Annotated in this window: 16 protein-coding genes; 14 read left to right on the top strand and 2 right to left on the bottom strand. The window is 59.1% G+C overall.

Annotated elements, in window-relative coordinates; genetic code table 11:
• The first annotated feature begins 212 nt into the window (after nucleotides 1–212).
• The 12 genes from VL130_RS19095 to VL130_RS19040 all read left to right on the top strand — a co-directional run bounded on the left by VL130_RS19095 (nucleotide 213) and on the right by VL130_RS19040 (nucleotide 10,482).
• Entirely contained in the window at nucleotides 213–377 is a 165-nt protein-coding gene (locus tag VL130_RS19095) for a hypothetical protein (protein WP_325365540.1), read from the top strand.
• Nucleotides 378–480: 103 nt separating this feature from the next.
• Entirely contained in the window at nucleotides 481–807 is a 327-nt protein-coding gene (locus tag VL130_RS19090) for a hypothetical protein (RefSeq protein WP_325365538.1), read from the top strand.
• 40 nt (nucleotides 808–847) lie between these two features.
• Nucleotides 848–1,888 carry a GlxA family transcriptional regulator gene (locus VL130_RS19085; protein WP_325365536.1) on the top strand — a complete coding sequence of 347 codons (1,041 nt, stop codon included), beginning with the start codon at nucleotides 848–850 and terminating at the stop codon, nucleotides 1,886–1,888.
• A 114-nt stretch (nucleotides 1,889–2,002) separates the two neighbouring features.
• Complete coding sequence (locus tag VL130_RS19080; protein ID WP_325365534.1) at nucleotides 2,003–2,446, top strand: FixH family protein; 444 nt, start codon at nucleotides 2,003–2,005, stop codon at nucleotides 2,444–2,446.
• Between the two features lie 2 nt (nucleotides 2,447–2,448).
• Nucleotides 2,449–3,654 carry a cytochrome-c peroxidase gene (locus tag VL130_RS19075; RefSeq protein ID WP_325365533.1) on the top strand — a complete coding sequence of 402 codons (1,206 nt, stop codon included), beginning with the start codon at nucleotides 2,449–2,451 and terminating at the stop codon, nucleotides 3,652–3,654.
• A gap of 299 nt (nucleotides 3,655–3,953) precedes the next feature.
• Nucleotides 3,954–5,384, top strand: a complete 1,431-nt coding sequence (locus tag VL130_RS19070; protein ID WP_325365532.1) for a gamma-aminobutyraldehyde dehydrogenase — start codon at nucleotides 3,954–3,956, stop codon at nucleotides 5,382–5,384.
• Nucleotides 5,381–6,382, top strand: a complete 1,002-nt coding sequence (locus VL130_RS19065) for an ABC transporter ATP-binding protein (RefSeq protein WP_325365531.1) — start codon at nucleotides 5,381–5,383, stop codon at nucleotides 6,380–6,382. The genes VL130_RS19070 and VL130_RS19065 overlap by 4 nt, the downstream gene beginning before the upstream one ends.
• 24 nt (nucleotides 6,383–6,406) lie before the next feature.
• Complete coding sequence (locus VL130_RS19060; protein WP_325365530.1) at nucleotides 6,407–7,570, top strand: ABC transporter substrate-binding protein; 1,164 nt, start codon at nucleotides 6,407–6,409, stop codon at nucleotides 7,568–7,570.
• Nucleotides 7,571–7,639: 69 nt separating this feature from the next.
• Complete coding sequence (locus tag VL130_RS19055) at nucleotides 7,640–8,557, top strand: ABC transporter permease (protein ID WP_325365529.1); 918 nt, start codon at nucleotides 7,640–7,642, stop codon at nucleotides 8,555–8,557.
• A complete protein-coding gene (locus tag VL130_RS19050; RefSeq protein ID WP_325365527.1) occupies nucleotides 8,554–9,354 on the top strand; it encodes an ABC transporter permease in 801 nt (266 codons plus the stop codon). The genes VL130_RS19055 and VL130_RS19050 overlap by 4 nt, the downstream gene beginning before the upstream one ends.
• Before the next feature lie 55 nt (nucleotides 9,355–9,409).
• On the top strand, nucleotides 9,410–10,318 hold the full coding sequence (locus VL130_RS19045) for a LysR family transcriptional regulator (protein ID WP_325365525.1): 909 nt from the start codon (nucleotides 9,410–9,412) through the stop codon (nucleotides 10,316–10,318).
• A gap of 32 nt (nucleotides 10,319–10,350) precedes the next feature.
• Nucleotides 10,351–10,482 carry a hypothetical protein gene (locus VL130_RS19040; RefSeq protein WP_325365523.1) on the top strand — a complete coding sequence of 44 codons (132 nt, stop codon included), beginning with the start codon at nucleotides 10,351–10,353 and terminating at the stop codon, nucleotides 10,480–10,482.
• Nucleotides 10,483–10,541: 59 nt separating this feature from the next.
• Here the strand turns inward: VL130_RS19040 and VL130_RS19035 are convergent, their stop codons facing one another.
• Entirely contained in the window at nucleotides 10,542–10,916 is a 375-nt protein-coding gene (locus tag VL130_RS19035; protein WP_325365521.1) for a hypothetical protein, read from the bottom strand.
• A 315-nt stretch (nucleotides 10,917–11,231) separates the two neighbouring features.
• Here VL130_RS19035 and VL130_RS19030 point away from each other — a divergent pair, with 315 nt between their 5' ends.
• Nucleotides 11,232–12,446 (top strand): DUF5009 domain-containing protein, encoded by a 1,215-nt coding sequence (locus tag VL130_RS19030; protein ID WP_325365519.1) that lies wholly within the window; start codon nucleotides 11,232–11,234, stop codon nucleotides 12,444–12,446.
• A 5-nt stretch (nucleotides 12,447–12,451) separates the two neighbouring features.
• Here VL130_RS19030 and VL130_RS19025 read toward each other — a convergent pair whose 3' ends face one another.
• Complete coding sequence (locus VL130_RS19025; protein ID WP_325365517.1) at nucleotides 12,452–12,916, bottom strand: Lrp/AsnC family transcriptional regulator; 465 nt, start codon at nucleotides 12,914–12,916, stop codon at nucleotides 12,452–12,454.
• Between the two features lie 127 nt (nucleotides 12,917–13,043).
• Between VL130_RS19025 and VL130_RS19020 the strand changes: the two genes are divergently transcribed.
• Nucleotides 13,044–13,784: an aspartate/glutamate racemase family protein gene (locus tag VL130_RS19020; RefSeq protein ID WP_325365515.1), complete on the top strand. Its 741-nt coding sequence runs from the start codon at nucleotides 13,044–13,046 to the stop codon at nucleotides 13,782–13,784.
• Nucleotides 13,785–13,808: the final 24 nt, after the last annotated feature.

The raw sequence follows: 13,808 nt of genomic DNA, 5'->3' as shown, positions 1-13,808 counted from the left end.
TGTCGGTAAATATTGGGCTTAAGACCTGATGGCAATGAATTGTAGGCAGTCGGCTCAGCGCCCAAGGCGGACATGTCGCCCCGCATCCATCAGTGGACGGGTTAGGTCTGCCAAGCCTAACTGGCAGGAATTGACTGTTTTGTGTCATTTACGCCAACACACCAATCCTCGATAAGGTCGACGTCAACATCGACATAACGAGGAAAAATTCAATGACCGATCAAAATACCAATACCTGCTCCTGCCTGACCGCCTGCACCTGCGGTGCCGATTGCTCGTGTGCCAACTGTAAGCCGCTTAACGGCTGTGGCGCCCCGACCTACGAATGCGGCCCTGGCTGCGTCTGCACGCCGCAAGTCAACTGCCAGACCGCCTGATCCCTTCGTCTGACTTTTCTGGCCCCTGAGACAGGGGCCAGCCCCTCCTCACTCAGGACCGCACTATGAAACGCTCCGCTTCACAACCGGTGACAGGCCTCACATGCCTGCGGCTCGGCGCCACTTTCGGAATGCCTGCCACGGCCGCACCCGCCCGGTCATCGCGATCATCGGTGAGAATAGCGGCACCGAGGTCACCGATTTCATGATCCCTTACGGCGTCCTGAAACAATCCAATGCCGCGGATGTCTTCGCCGTATCGACACAGAATGGCCCGATGATCATCCAGATCTATTATCTTAAGGCGATCGGAACCGGCATGGTCATGCAAAGCCTGGATGATGCGCTGAACGGCATTGTAAAGCGGTATGGCCGTAGTACGGCACCTGGCATGGCCCTCGATTTGGAATACCCCGGCTTTAAGAAGTGATATGCTGATGACCTTGACTGACACGAACTGGAGACTGGGCATGAGCAACACAAGGACCAAACGCGTCGTCCTCGTGGCCTATGACCAGATGAACCTGCTCGATCTGACTGGTCCACTCCAGGCCCTGAGCACGGCCACCTTGCGGTGCTCGGGCGGAACCGACCCGCTCTACGAAACCTATGTCGTCAGTGTCGATGGCGGCCAGGTCGTGACGAGTTGCGGCTTGCCGATCCTGACGGTCGCCCTGGCCACTTTGGACGACCTGTCGATCGACACCCTGATCGTGCCCGGCGGTTGCAAAGGCGACGAATTCTATGCGCCGCCAAGGCTTGTAGCCTGGATTGCCCGTCGGGCCGACCACGTTCGCCGCCTGTGCTCGGTCTGTACGGGGGCTTTCCTTCTGGCCGCCACTGGCTATCTCGATGGCAAGACGGTCGCCACGCATTGGGATTGGGTCGGTCGCCTGGGCAAATTGCACCCCAGCCTTTCGATTGATTCCGATAAGATCTATATCCGGGATGGATCGGTCTGGACCTCGGCCGGCGTCACGGCCGGCATCGACCTGACCCTGGCGCTCATTGCCGATGACTATGGTCAGAAGATCGCCATCGAGACGGCCCGCCAGCTGGTGATGTTCGTCAAGCGGTCCGGTGGCCAGTCGCAGTTCAGCGTGTCGCTGTCTGCGCAGGCAAAAGATGATAGCCGGTTCACGGATCTGCACGCCTGGATGTCCAGTCATCTTAGGGACGACCTGCGTGTCGAGCGCCTGGCCGAACAGGCCGGGATGTCGCCGCGGTCCTTCGCCCGCATCTATGCCGAACGCATCGGGCGGACACCGGCCAAGACCGTCGAAGCCATGCGTCTGGAAGCGGCCTGCCGGGCATTGGAGGAGACTGAGCTGCCGTTGAAGACGATCGCCGAAATGACGGGGCATGGCGATGAGCAAAACCTGCGACGCGTTTTCCACCGTCAACTCGGGATTAGTCCGGTTCAGTACCGCCAACGGTTCTCCGGGCATGTTACCGGTGTCCCCCAACCCGTCCCGGACGCTGAAGCTCCTGAAGACCATCTGACCGCCTAACCTCATCCACATTCTTTCCCATCGCACGCGCCACCTGGCGTGATCGACGAGTCGTGTCTTGCGATGCGACTCTACGACCGGCAGCGCCTCATCCTCTTTCCCAGGAAATTTCACATGCTTACCCCTTCACGTCGCACCGTATTGACCGCAGCCGTCCTGTTCATAACCGCTATCCCCTTGACGGCCGCCACGGCCGGTATGTTCTCGCCAGTGCCGGACAATCTCAACTGGTCGCTGACGCGGCCGTCGAAAGCCGGCCACTACGACATCACGATCCGGCCGGACATCGCCCCGGTCCCGGTCGGACGCATTCATACCTGGACAGTTTATATAATACCTAAGGGTAGCGCCGCGCCCATCCCTTCCGATATCCTGATCGACGGCGGAATGCCGCAACATGGCCATGGCCTGCCGACCCGGCCAAAGGTGGTGACACAGTTGCCGGATGGCGGTTATCGGGTCGAGGGCATGAAGTTTAACATGACCGGCTGGTGGACGCTGACTGTCCACATTTCGGGGGCCGCGCCTGACGAAGCGACCTTCAATCTTAGGTTGTGATCGTGACCGGGCTTCGAACAACGGTCGTCACAGGCGCGGTCCTTCTTCTGTCGGGGACATTGCTGGCCTTCAAACAGGCCGGCATTGTCTGGACTGATGCTCAGAAGGCCCAGATTCTGTCCCTGTCACTGGACAGCTTGCCGCCCCTGCCGGATGACCCGTCCAACGGCTACGCCAACGATCCCAGTGCCGTGGCACTCGGCGCCGCCCTGTTCGCGGACACAAGGTTGAGCCAGAACGGCAAGGTGGCCTGCGCGTCCTGTCACCTGCCTGAGAAGCAGTTTCAGGATGGTAAAGCCGTTGGCCAGGGTATCGGCACCGGCACGCGCCGGACCATGCCTATCCGTGGGACAGCCTATAGCCCCTGGTTCTTCTGGGATGGGCGCGCCGACAGCCAGTGGGCCCAGGCGCTCGGCCCACTCGAAAATCCGGTAGAGCATGGTTTCGATCGCGCCGCGTTCATTCAAGTGATCGCGGCGCACTACAAACAGCCCTACGAAGCGACATTCGGACCACTGCCCGATTTGACGGGCATCCCGGCGCACGCGTCTCCAAAGGGCACGCCAGAATCCGTTGCCGCATGGGCGCGTCTCCGTTCGCAGGAACAGGACCGCATCAACCGGGTCTTCGTCAATGGTGGAAAGGCGATTGCGGCTTTCGAGCGGACGTTGCAGCCTCTGCCAACCCGTTTCGATCGTTATGCCAATGCTTTGCGGTCCGGCGCTCCCACTGAAGCCCTGTTTACTGCGCAGGAAGCCGAGGGATTGGCGATCTTCATCGGCAAGGGCAATTGCATAAACTGTCATAGCGGCTCCATGCTGACAGACAACCACTTCCACAACACGGGTGTGCCGGCAAAGCCAGATGCGCCGGATGGTGATCGACTGGCTGCGACGTCTCTCGTCCAGGCGGATGCATTCAACTGCCTGGGCGCCTATAGCGATGCGCCATCGGAAGCCTGTTCCGAACTGACCTACATGCAGGCCGATGGTGCGGATCTGATAGGCGCATTCAAGCCTCCGTCGCTTCGGGGTGTCACCCGCAGGGCACCGTTCATGCGTTCCGGTCAAATCAAGACCATTGAAGAGGTAATTATCCACTATTCGGCTGCGCCGCCTTCCGTCACGGGCAAATCAGAACTCGTCCCGCTAAACCTGTCGTCCCGCGAGCGCCGCGCACTCACAAGCTTTCTGAGAACCTTGGACTAAGTGGCATGTTGCGTCTCAATATCGCCCGGAGCGATTAATTCATAAATTTTCGGAAGAAAATCAGATAACTGTGATTTTCGAGGAATGTCTTAAATCGGCATTACCGATCTGTGAAAAATTCGAAACAAACCTATCGATTTTCCTTCGCTGGAAAAGAAGGTCAAATCCAGTTTCTGAACCGTGTGGTTACGCAAACCGCCTCATATCGGAATTTCCGATAGGTGTATTCTGATTATTCTAGCTGTTCAAATGCCGATCTTTGCAGTTCCCTGCTTTGAAGTGGCTAACGGAGACGGCTCATGAATATCGACATGCTCATCGGTTCCAGTTTCGAGTCTGGCAAAGGCGATGCCGAGAGTGTCATCGACCCGCGCACCGGCGCCCTGATCCTCGATCTGGAGGAAGCCGATCTCGATCAGGTGGATCGCGCCGCCAAAGCCGCCCGCGCCGCTTTCACTGCCTGGTCACGCACTACGCCCGCCGAACGGTCCGGCTATCTCCTGAAAATCGCCGACCGCATAGAGACTGATGCCGAGGATCTGGCCCGTCTTGAGGCGCGTAACTGCGGCAAACCTTACCACATTGTCCTGCGCGATGAAATTCCGGCGGTGGTCGATTGTTTCCGCTTCTTCGCCGGTGCGGTTCGCTGCATGCCGGGCATTCTGGCCGGCGAATACATGGCTGGCTATACGTCAATGATCCGCCGTGATCCGGTGGGGGTGGTCGCCTCCATTGCGCCCTGGAACTACCCGTTGATGATGGCGGCCTGGAAACTGGCCCCGGCGTTGGCTGGTGGCAACACCGTCGTCATAAAGCCTTCGGAACAAACCCCGCTTACCACACTCAGGCTGGCGCGAATTCTGGCCGATGTCCTGCCGTCCGGCGTGGCCAATGTTGTGGTTGGCCGAGGCCATACGGTGGGCCAGGCCCTGATCGACCATGCGGAGATCGATATGATCTCCCTGACCGGCGATATTGCCACCGGCCGCAAGGTGCTGGCCGTGGCTCAAAAGTCTATCAAGCGTACGCACCTCGAACTGGGCGGCAAGGCGCCGGTCATCGTATTCGATGACGCCAACCTGAAGGAAGTGGTCGAGGGGCTGCGCACCTTCGGTTATTACAATGCCGGCCAGGACTGCACTGCGGCGTGTCGTGTCTATGCGCAGAAGGGAATCTACGACAAGCTGGTTGCTGAGCTTTCAGGCGCGGTCTCATCGCTCGCCTACAATCGGGCCGACGACGGCCAGAACGAAATCGGCCCGTTGATTTCCGCCCGCCAGCAGGCACGCGTCGCTTCTTTCGTCGAGCGGGCGCGTGAATCTGCCCATATCGAAATCACCGCAGGCGGCCAGCCGATACCAGGCAGCGGTTTCTTCTACCAACCAACCGTTATCGCCGGGGCGTTGCAAAATGACGAGATCGTCCAGCGCGAAGTGTTCGGACCGGTAGTCTCAATCACCCGTTTTGACGACACCGCCCAGGCCATCGGATATGCCAATGATTCAGACTATGGCCTCGCTTCTTCCGTCTGGTCAGGCGACACAGCGAAAGCCATGGGCGTGGCAACCCAGTTGCGCTACGGCTGTACGTGGATCAACACACATTTCCTGCTGGTCAATGAAATGCCGCACGGCGGGCTGAAGCGGTCGGGCTACGGCAAGGACCTCAGTCTCTACGCTCTGGAAGACTATACGGTGGCGCGCCACGTCATGGTCAGGCTGGGCGCATGAGCCGTCCGGACGCGATCATCAACCTCGTCGACGTCGTCAAGACCTATGGCGGCTTTACGGCCCTCAAGAAGCTCAACCTCCAGATCGGGCGCGGCGAGTTTTTCACCCTGCTTGGCCCGTCGGGCTCCGGTAAGACGACGACCCTCAGACTGATATCCGGCTTTGAGCGCCCCGATGGCGGACGGGTCGAGATCAATGGTGAGAACGTCGCAGACCGGCCACCCTATGAGCGTAACGTCAACACAGTGTTTCAGGACTATGCTCTCTTTCCGCACATGAGTCTGTTCGAGAACGTCGCCTATGGCCTGCGGACACAGAAGCTGCCGGCGGCTGAAATAAAGAAGCGCACGACCGACGCGCTCGACATGGTGCGTCTGGCAGACTTTATGGCGCGCAAGCCGGCCCAGCTTTCCGGCGGCCAGCGCCAGCGCATCGCGCTGGCCCGCGCCGTGGTCAATCGCCCCGATGTGCTGCTGCTCGATGAACCGCTGGGCGCACTTGATCTTAAATTACGCCATGAAATGCAGATCGAACTGAAGAAGATCCACCGCGATCTTGGCATCACCTTTGTCTATGTCACCCACGATCAGGAAGAAGCCCTGACCATGAGTGACCGTATCGCCGTCTTCGACCAGGGCGAGATCGCCCAGATCGGTGCGCCGGCCGACGTCTATGAACGGCCGGTCAATGCCTATGTCGCCAAGTTCGTCGGCCTGTCCAATCTCCTGACGCGCGATGGCCAAACCCTGATGGTTCGGCCGGAAAAGCTCAGGCTTTACGACATGTCGCCGGAAAGCCAGTCTATGGAGACCCTGTCGGGAGAGGTGGTCGATGTCGTCTATGTCGGCCTCATGACCCGATATCTCATCCGCACCCAGGGAGGGGACGACATCACCGCCCTGGAACTCAATGCCCGCGCCAGCCAGAGCCAGCCGCGTTTCTCGCGCGGCCAACCGGTCTGGGTCGGCTACAGTCCTGATAGCGTACACCCCCTGTAATCATCAACTTCTGAGGAGCTCACCATGTCTATGCGTACCAAAGGGTTCAAGATTTGCGCCGGGCTCGCCGCCCTGTCACTGGCCGTTGCCGGCTGCCAGCAGAAGCCGCCCGAAGCCAGCGGGGTGCCGACCGAAATTGGCGCCGGTGAAGGTGCACTCAGCATCATTTCCTGGGAAGGCTATGCCGAGGACCAGTGGGTAAAGCCTTTCGAAGAGCAGACGGGCTGCAAGGTCACCCGCAAATATGCTGGCTCGTCTGATGAAATGGTCGCCCTGATGCGTCAGAACGACGGCCAGTATGACGTGGTTTCGGCTTCAGGCGACGCCACCTTGCGTCTTATCGCCGGCAAGAACGTCCTCCCAGTCAATACCGCCCTGATCACCGAGTTCCCTAACTTCACCGAAAGCCTTAAGGCGCCGAACTTCAACACGGTCGATGGCGTCCACTACGGCATCACCTATGAATGGGGCCCCAATACTCTCCTCTACAATACCAAGGCGGTGAAGACGGCGCCGACGAGTTGGGCGGCCATCTATGATCCGCAGTACAAGGGCAAGGTCACGGTGCCGGATAACGCCATCCAGATCGCCGACGCCGCGCTTTACCTGTCCAAGACCAAGCCGGAACTGGGCATCACCGACCCGTACGAGCTGAACGCTGCCCAGATGGATGCCGCTGTGGCCCTGTTGAAAGCACAAAAGCCGCTGATCAAGAAATACTGGGCGCTGGCCTCGGATGAAATTTCGCTGTTCGCCAATGGCGATGCGGTCATCGGCGCCGCCTGGCCTTACCAGACCAATACCCTGAAGGCCAACAAGCCGCCCGTGCCGGTCGAGGACACTATCCCGACCGAAGGGGCCACCGGTTGGGCCGACACCTGGATGATCTCTGCAAAATCGACCCACCAGAACTGCGCCTACAAGTGGATCAACTGGGTCTCGACGCCCGTGGTCCAGGCACAGCAGGCCATCTATTTCGGTGAAACCCCGGTCAACAAGAATGCCTGCGCCGAAATGGACAAGCAGGGCGGCGCCGGCACCTGCACCAGGTACCATGCCGATGCCCCGAAAGAATATTTCGACCAGATCCATTTCTGGAAGACGCCGCAAACCCAGTGCGGCAACGGCAAGACCGATTGTCTTGACTATGCCGAATGGCAAAAGCGCTGGCTCGAAGTAAAGGGTTAAGGACTTAGACGGTTCCCCGCCATCACCAAACCGGACGGTGGCGGGGGCTCCTCTCTTGTAATGGAAAACATGACCCAAGCCGCCGCCCTTTCAGCCCCAAAGCCCGCTGCCAGTCCCTTGCGGCGGTTATCGACGCTGTTGTGGCGGTTGCCGGGCCTGCGTCTGGGCCTGCTCGGCCTGCCACCGTCGATATGGTTCCTGCTCTTCTACCTGATCCCGCTGGCCGTGCTGATCATCGCCGCCTTCTGGAGTGTCGATAGCCTGACCGGCGCGCTCCAGCCCGGTTTCAGCCTGCACAATTTCAAAAGCCTGATCGAAACCAGGATCTATCATACGGTCATCTTCCGCACGATCGGCATCGCCGCGGCCGTGACTGTGTTCGATATCCTGCTGGCCTTTCCGATCGCCTACTGGATGGGCGTCATAGCGGGACCGAAAGCGCGCGCCGTGCTCGGCGTCTGCGTCCTGATCCCCCTGTGGTCGAGTTATCTGGCGCGTGTCTATGCCTGGCGGCTGATATTGTCTCACGACGGCATCCTCAACTGGCTGATGCACAGCTTAGGCCTCGGCGAAAACGCCATCGGCTATTCCAACTGGGCCATGACCCTGACCTTCACCTATCTGTGGCTGCCTTTCATGATCCTGCCGATCGCCACCGCGCTGGAGCGGGTGCCGCGCAACCTGCTGGAAGCCTCGGCCGATCTCGGCGGACACGGCTTCACCACCCTGCGCCGCGTGGTCCTGCCGCTGGCCGCACCCGGCATGATCGCCGGCTCCATCTTCACCTTTTCTCTGACGCTTGGCGACTATGTGACACCGATCCTTGTCGGCGGTCCCAGCTCGGATTTCATCGGCAATGTCATCTACAAGACCGTCGGCGTCGCCAATGACATCCCGTTCGCCGCGGCGCTGGCCGTCGTGCCATTAGTCGTCATGGGATTGTACCTTTGGGCCACCCGCGCGCTCGACAAGGAGGCATCGATATGAACCAGTATCCCGCCGTTTTCTGGGGACGCCTTGGCGTCATCGCCGCCTCGCTGGTCGTGCTGGTCTTTCTCATGGGGCCGATCATTCTCGTCATGACCTATGCCTTCAGCGCCTCGAACGTCCAGACCTTCCCGATTCAGGGCTGGTCTCTGCACTGGCTACATCAGGCGCTGGCCGATCCGCAGGTGCGTGAAAGCGCCGGCATCTCGGTCCAGGTCGCCTGCCTCGCCACCCTGATCGCCACCTTGCTGGGCTGCCTCGCGGCCTTCACCATTCACAGCTTCAACTTCTTCGGCAAGGACAGCGCGGTTTTCTTTCTGACCCTGCCAATCGCCTTGCCCGGCATCATTACCGGCATGGCCATGAGTTCCTTTTTCGCCTTCATGGGCATCCATCTCAGTTTCTGGACCCTGGTGATCGCCCACGCGACTTTCTGCACGCCGATCGTCTACAATACGGTCGTGGGGCGTCTGGCACGCCTGCCAAAATCCTTCACCGAGGCCTCGGCCGATCTCGGCGCCGACGGCTTCTACACCTTCGCACGCGTCACCCTGCCGCTGGTCGGTTCGGCGATCACCGCCGCGGCACTTCTGGCCTTCGCGCTGTCGTTCGATGAGGTTATCGTCACCACCTTTACCGCCGGCACCCAGACAACGCTGCCCTTGTGGATCCTGGGCTCGATCCGCCTGGGCCAGAGCCTGCCGGAGGTCAATGTCGTGGTCAGCGCCGTGATCATCTTCACGCTCATCCCGGTCCTGCTGGTGCAGCGGCTGTCTGGCGATGCCGGGCGGGTGTAAAAGATTGACCATCTATATAATCTAAGCTTAGCTCCATCTCTCAAAAGGAATGCAGATGAGCTTTTCCCTGCGGCAGGTGCGGTATTTCGAAGCTGTGGCGCGTTGCGGGTCGATGTCGCTGGCCGCGCAGTCCCTGGCGATTTCCCAGTCCACGGTCACTGAGGCCCTGCGCGAGCTGGAGATCGACCTCAACTGCAAGCTTTTCGAACGCCATGCCCGCGGGGTTGATCTGACCCTGAAGGGGCAGCAGTTCTTGCGCCACTGCCACCGCATACTGGCCGATGTCAGCGACGCACGCGAATTTCTCCGGCGACAGGAGAAATTTGACACAGGCCGCATCGTGCTGGGCGTCACCCGCCTGATCGCCGGCTATCTGCTGCCGCGCCTGCTAGCCGACTTCGCGCGCGAATTTCCCGGTGTCGAGATTGTGCTCATGGAGGAAACCTCGGCCCATCTTGAGCACATGCTGGTCGGCGGCGAGATTGATGTGGCCTTAATGGTCCTCCAGCCTGACGCCCGTCCCTCTTCTCTGCGCACTGAATTGGTCAATCTGTCGCATTACCGGGTCTGGCTGCCGATCGGTCACCCGGCGGGAAGTAAGGATCTGCTGTCGCTGCGTCACTTGGCACATGAGAAACACATTGTACTGGCCAGCGACGAACTATCCGATGCCCTGTTGAGCCTGCACCGTACGCTCAATACGACACTGCCACACATCTTCAAGACGGATTCCGTTGAAGCTGCGCGCGGTCTGGTCGCCGTGCGCCATGCCATCGCTATCATGCCCGACCTCGTCTACCGGCCCTGGTCCCTCGATGGCGACAAGATTGAAGCCCATCGCGTGTCGGAAAACTTGCCGGTGACAGAAGCCGTCATCGCCTGGCGGCGGGGTTCGGTTCTCAACGCGCCAATCCAGGGCCTGATTGACGTGGCTGTGACTCTCAAACATCCAAGGCGAACCTGATGGCTTAAGGTCTCCGTACTGCCCGAAGGAAGATGGGCGTACAGGTTGGCCCCTACACGGCCAACCCGGTCAAGCTGCCCGACGCCGGCGCCAATACCTTCACGCGCCCGCACCTCGGCCGCAATTATCGCCTGGCCCTGATGTACAAGTTCTGGCCTGATTAAAAATAAGCTCCGCCGGCCGTAAGACCTGCGGAGCTTATTTCCTTGTTTACACTGATTTATCAGGCCGCGGCTTTTTGCGCCTTTTTCGACGTCTTCTTTTTTGAAGCTACCGCCGCCTCGTCCCCATTGTCATTCACCTCGGGCGCGGCTTCGGCAGCATCCGCGGCGGCGACCTCCGCCAGGCGATGTTTGATGGCCAAGTCATATATGACGTCCAGAACGCGTCTGTCCGTAAGTTCGGGATCGCTCAGAACGAGCAGCGCCGCCTTTACGATGGCTTTTCCACCCGCCCCGGGCACAGCCGACAGCACATGTTGGTAAAGCGCATCTGCCGGAAGACCGCTTTGGGCGCCGTCTTTAATGGCGCCATACAGAGCGAGCTTCTTGTCACTCTTTTTGATGCCCTTGGCCTCTGTTTTCTTTTTCTTTTTCATTTAACAAACCTTTTGGCAGGCTACGAATGTGTGCCGCGCATTTTAATCAGTATACTGCCTTTTATACGATTTAACTATAATAGTTTTTCTATATTTTTCAATATGTATCCCGAAAAACTCATTCAATAAATATACAAAATTACTATTTTATAGCGCTTTTTAAGCATTCTCAGTCCCGTTGGCAGCACCTTGACCACGCCGGACCTGACCAGACGGTTGAATTACTGACTGGCGTCGTGCGAAGGTGAGGCAGCGCACGCTTCCAGATAATGTCCAGACTTGTCGAAACGGCTGATCTGCTGTCATAGTCGGCGCATGGAAAAGGTTGAAGCGCGCCCGGCGGCGCCCCTTGATATTGTCACGCGCGTCGGCGCCATCGATTTGCTGCGCGCCCTGACTATGGTGCTGATGATCTTCGTCAACGACCTGTGGTCATTGAAGGATATCCCCGCCTGGCTCGAACATGTGGGGCGTGGCGTTGACGGCATTGGGCTGGCTGACGTCGTTTTCCCGGCCTTCCTGTTTATCGTCGGCATGTCCCTGCCTTTCGCTATCGATAGCCGCCGGGCGAAAGGCGACAACGATCTTCAACTTGTCTGGCACGTTATCGGCCGGTCGATCGCCTTGCTGGTCATGGGCGTATTTCTGGTCAACGGCGAAACCATAAATGCCGGTGCCACAGGCATGGGGGCCGTCATCTGGGATGCCGTGTGCTGTGTTGCTTTCATACTGATCTGGAACGCCTATCCAAAGACAATGCCCATATGGTTGCAAAGAAGCCTGAAAGCGCTGGGTGTCCTCATCCTGCTCGTGCTGGCCTTCATTTTCCGGGGCGGTGAAGATGGCCAGCTTGTCCGCTTCGCGCCGCAGTGGTGGGGTATCCTCGGACTGATCGGCTGGGCCTACCTCGTGTCAGCACTGGTGACCGTATTCGCGCGGGGCCGCCTCTTCGTTCTGGTCACCGCCTGGGTCGCTTTCAGCCTGCTCAGCCTGGCCTGGGCCGCCAAACTTGTCCCTGCACCCCTTCATATCATACCGGAACCGATCATCGATGGCACCATGACCGCCCTCACCCTCGGCGGCGTGGTGATGGCGCGATTGTTCCAGATATTTCAGAATAAAAAAGAAAATCTGCGGATGACGCTTGTTTTCACAGTTATCGCCGCGCTGCTGATCTGCCTGTCGCTTTACACCCGGCAATTCTGGGGATTATCGAAACTCGCCGCCACGCCGGCCTGGCTGTTTCTGTGTAGCGCCTTTACGCTGATCGCTTTCATGGCGCTCTACTGGCTAAGTGATATCGCCCAAAAAGGCCATTGGTTCAAACCGGTCAGGCCCGCCGGCACCGACACCCTGCTATGCTATCTGATGCCTGCCTTTCTCTATGCGGCGATCGATCTGCTTCATATTGAACTGCCCGATCCGCTGCTGACCGGCGGCATGGGTCTGGTCAAATCGTTGCTGTTCGCCCTGATCTGCGTGTGGATCGCCGGCGGCCTGCGTAAAGTCGGCATTCGATTGAAATTATAAGCGCCTTAACGCGCATACCCTGTAGGCACCGCCTGTTCATTTTTCAGGGTTTCCATCGAAATATAGGCCGAGACGTCGAACAGGTCGATCCGGCTGACCAGGCGCTTATAGATGGCGTCATAGTGCGCGATATCCGTCACCGCGATCTTGATGATGTAATCGAGATTCCCCGCCAGGCGATGCACCTCGACGATTTCCGGAATATCGACGACACCGGAACGAAACCGCTCGAGCCAGTCCGCCGTATGATGCGCGGTCTTGACCATAACAAAGACGGTCGTGCCGACATTCATCCGGGCGCGATCGAGCACCACGACATGGCGGGTGATATAGCCATCTTCCCTGAGCCGGGTAATCCGCCGTGAACAGGCGGACGGCGACAGGTTTACCCGTTCGGCCAGTTCACCCAGCGCCGTGTCGGCGTCACGTTGCAGCAGGTCGAGCAGTTTGCGGTCGCGATCATCCAGCATCCCTTATATTGCGCCATTAACGCCCATAACGCAATATATTTGCGCCAAATATCATATTTCCCACCAAATACGCGCGCCAATTTCTCCTTATCCGCCATAACATGACCTTCTCATCAGGAGTTCAAAAATGCGTAAGATCGGTTTGCTCGGCGGCATGAGCTGGGAAAGCACCGCCACCTATTACAAGCTTATCAATGAGGGGGTCCGCGAAACGATGGGCGGGCTGGCCTCAGCCGATATCCTGTTGCGCTCGCTTGATTTTCAGACCGTGGTGGCCTTGCAGAAGGCCGACCGCTGGGATCAGGCCGCGCGCCTGCTGGGTGATGCCGCGCAAGGGCTGGAAGCCGCTGGCGCCGATTGTATTCTGATCTGTACCAATACCATGCACCTAGTCGCCGAGCAGGTCGCCGCCAGTTGCGACGTACCGCTGATCCACATCATCGGCGAAACGGCGAAAACACTGAACGCCGCCGGCCATCGCCGGCCGTTGCTCCTGGCGACGCGCTACACGATGGAACACGGTTTCTACGCCGAACATATGCAGCGCTACGGCCTCGATGTGATCGTGCCCGAAGCCGATGACCGGCTGATCTGTCACAACGCCATCTTTGACGAACTGTGCCAGGGCGTTGTCAGCCAACGCGCCCGCCAGGCTCTGATCGACATGACCCGGCGCGGGGCGCTGCAAGGGGCCGACAGCGTGATCCTTGGCTGCACCGAACTGGGCCTGAGCGTCGATGCCGCCTGCCTGCCTCTGCCCTGTTTCGATTCGACGCATATCCATGCCCAGGCGGCGGTTGATTTCGCGCTGGGCGGCATGTCGGTTTCGCCAGAGCTTCATTTCGTCATGGACGGCGCCTATATCTGAACCTTGCCGCTGTGTTTTCTGACG

Origin of the sequence: Asticcacaulis sp., from assembly GCF_035497195.1 — a bacterium.
In the GTDB taxonomy this organism is placed as follows: Bacteria; Pseudomonadota; Alphaproteobacteria; order Caulobacterales; family Caulobacteraceae; genus Asticcacaulis.
The sequence above is the reverse complement of the archived record's forward strand: the minus strand, read 5'-3'. Positions and strand labels throughout refer to the sequence as shown.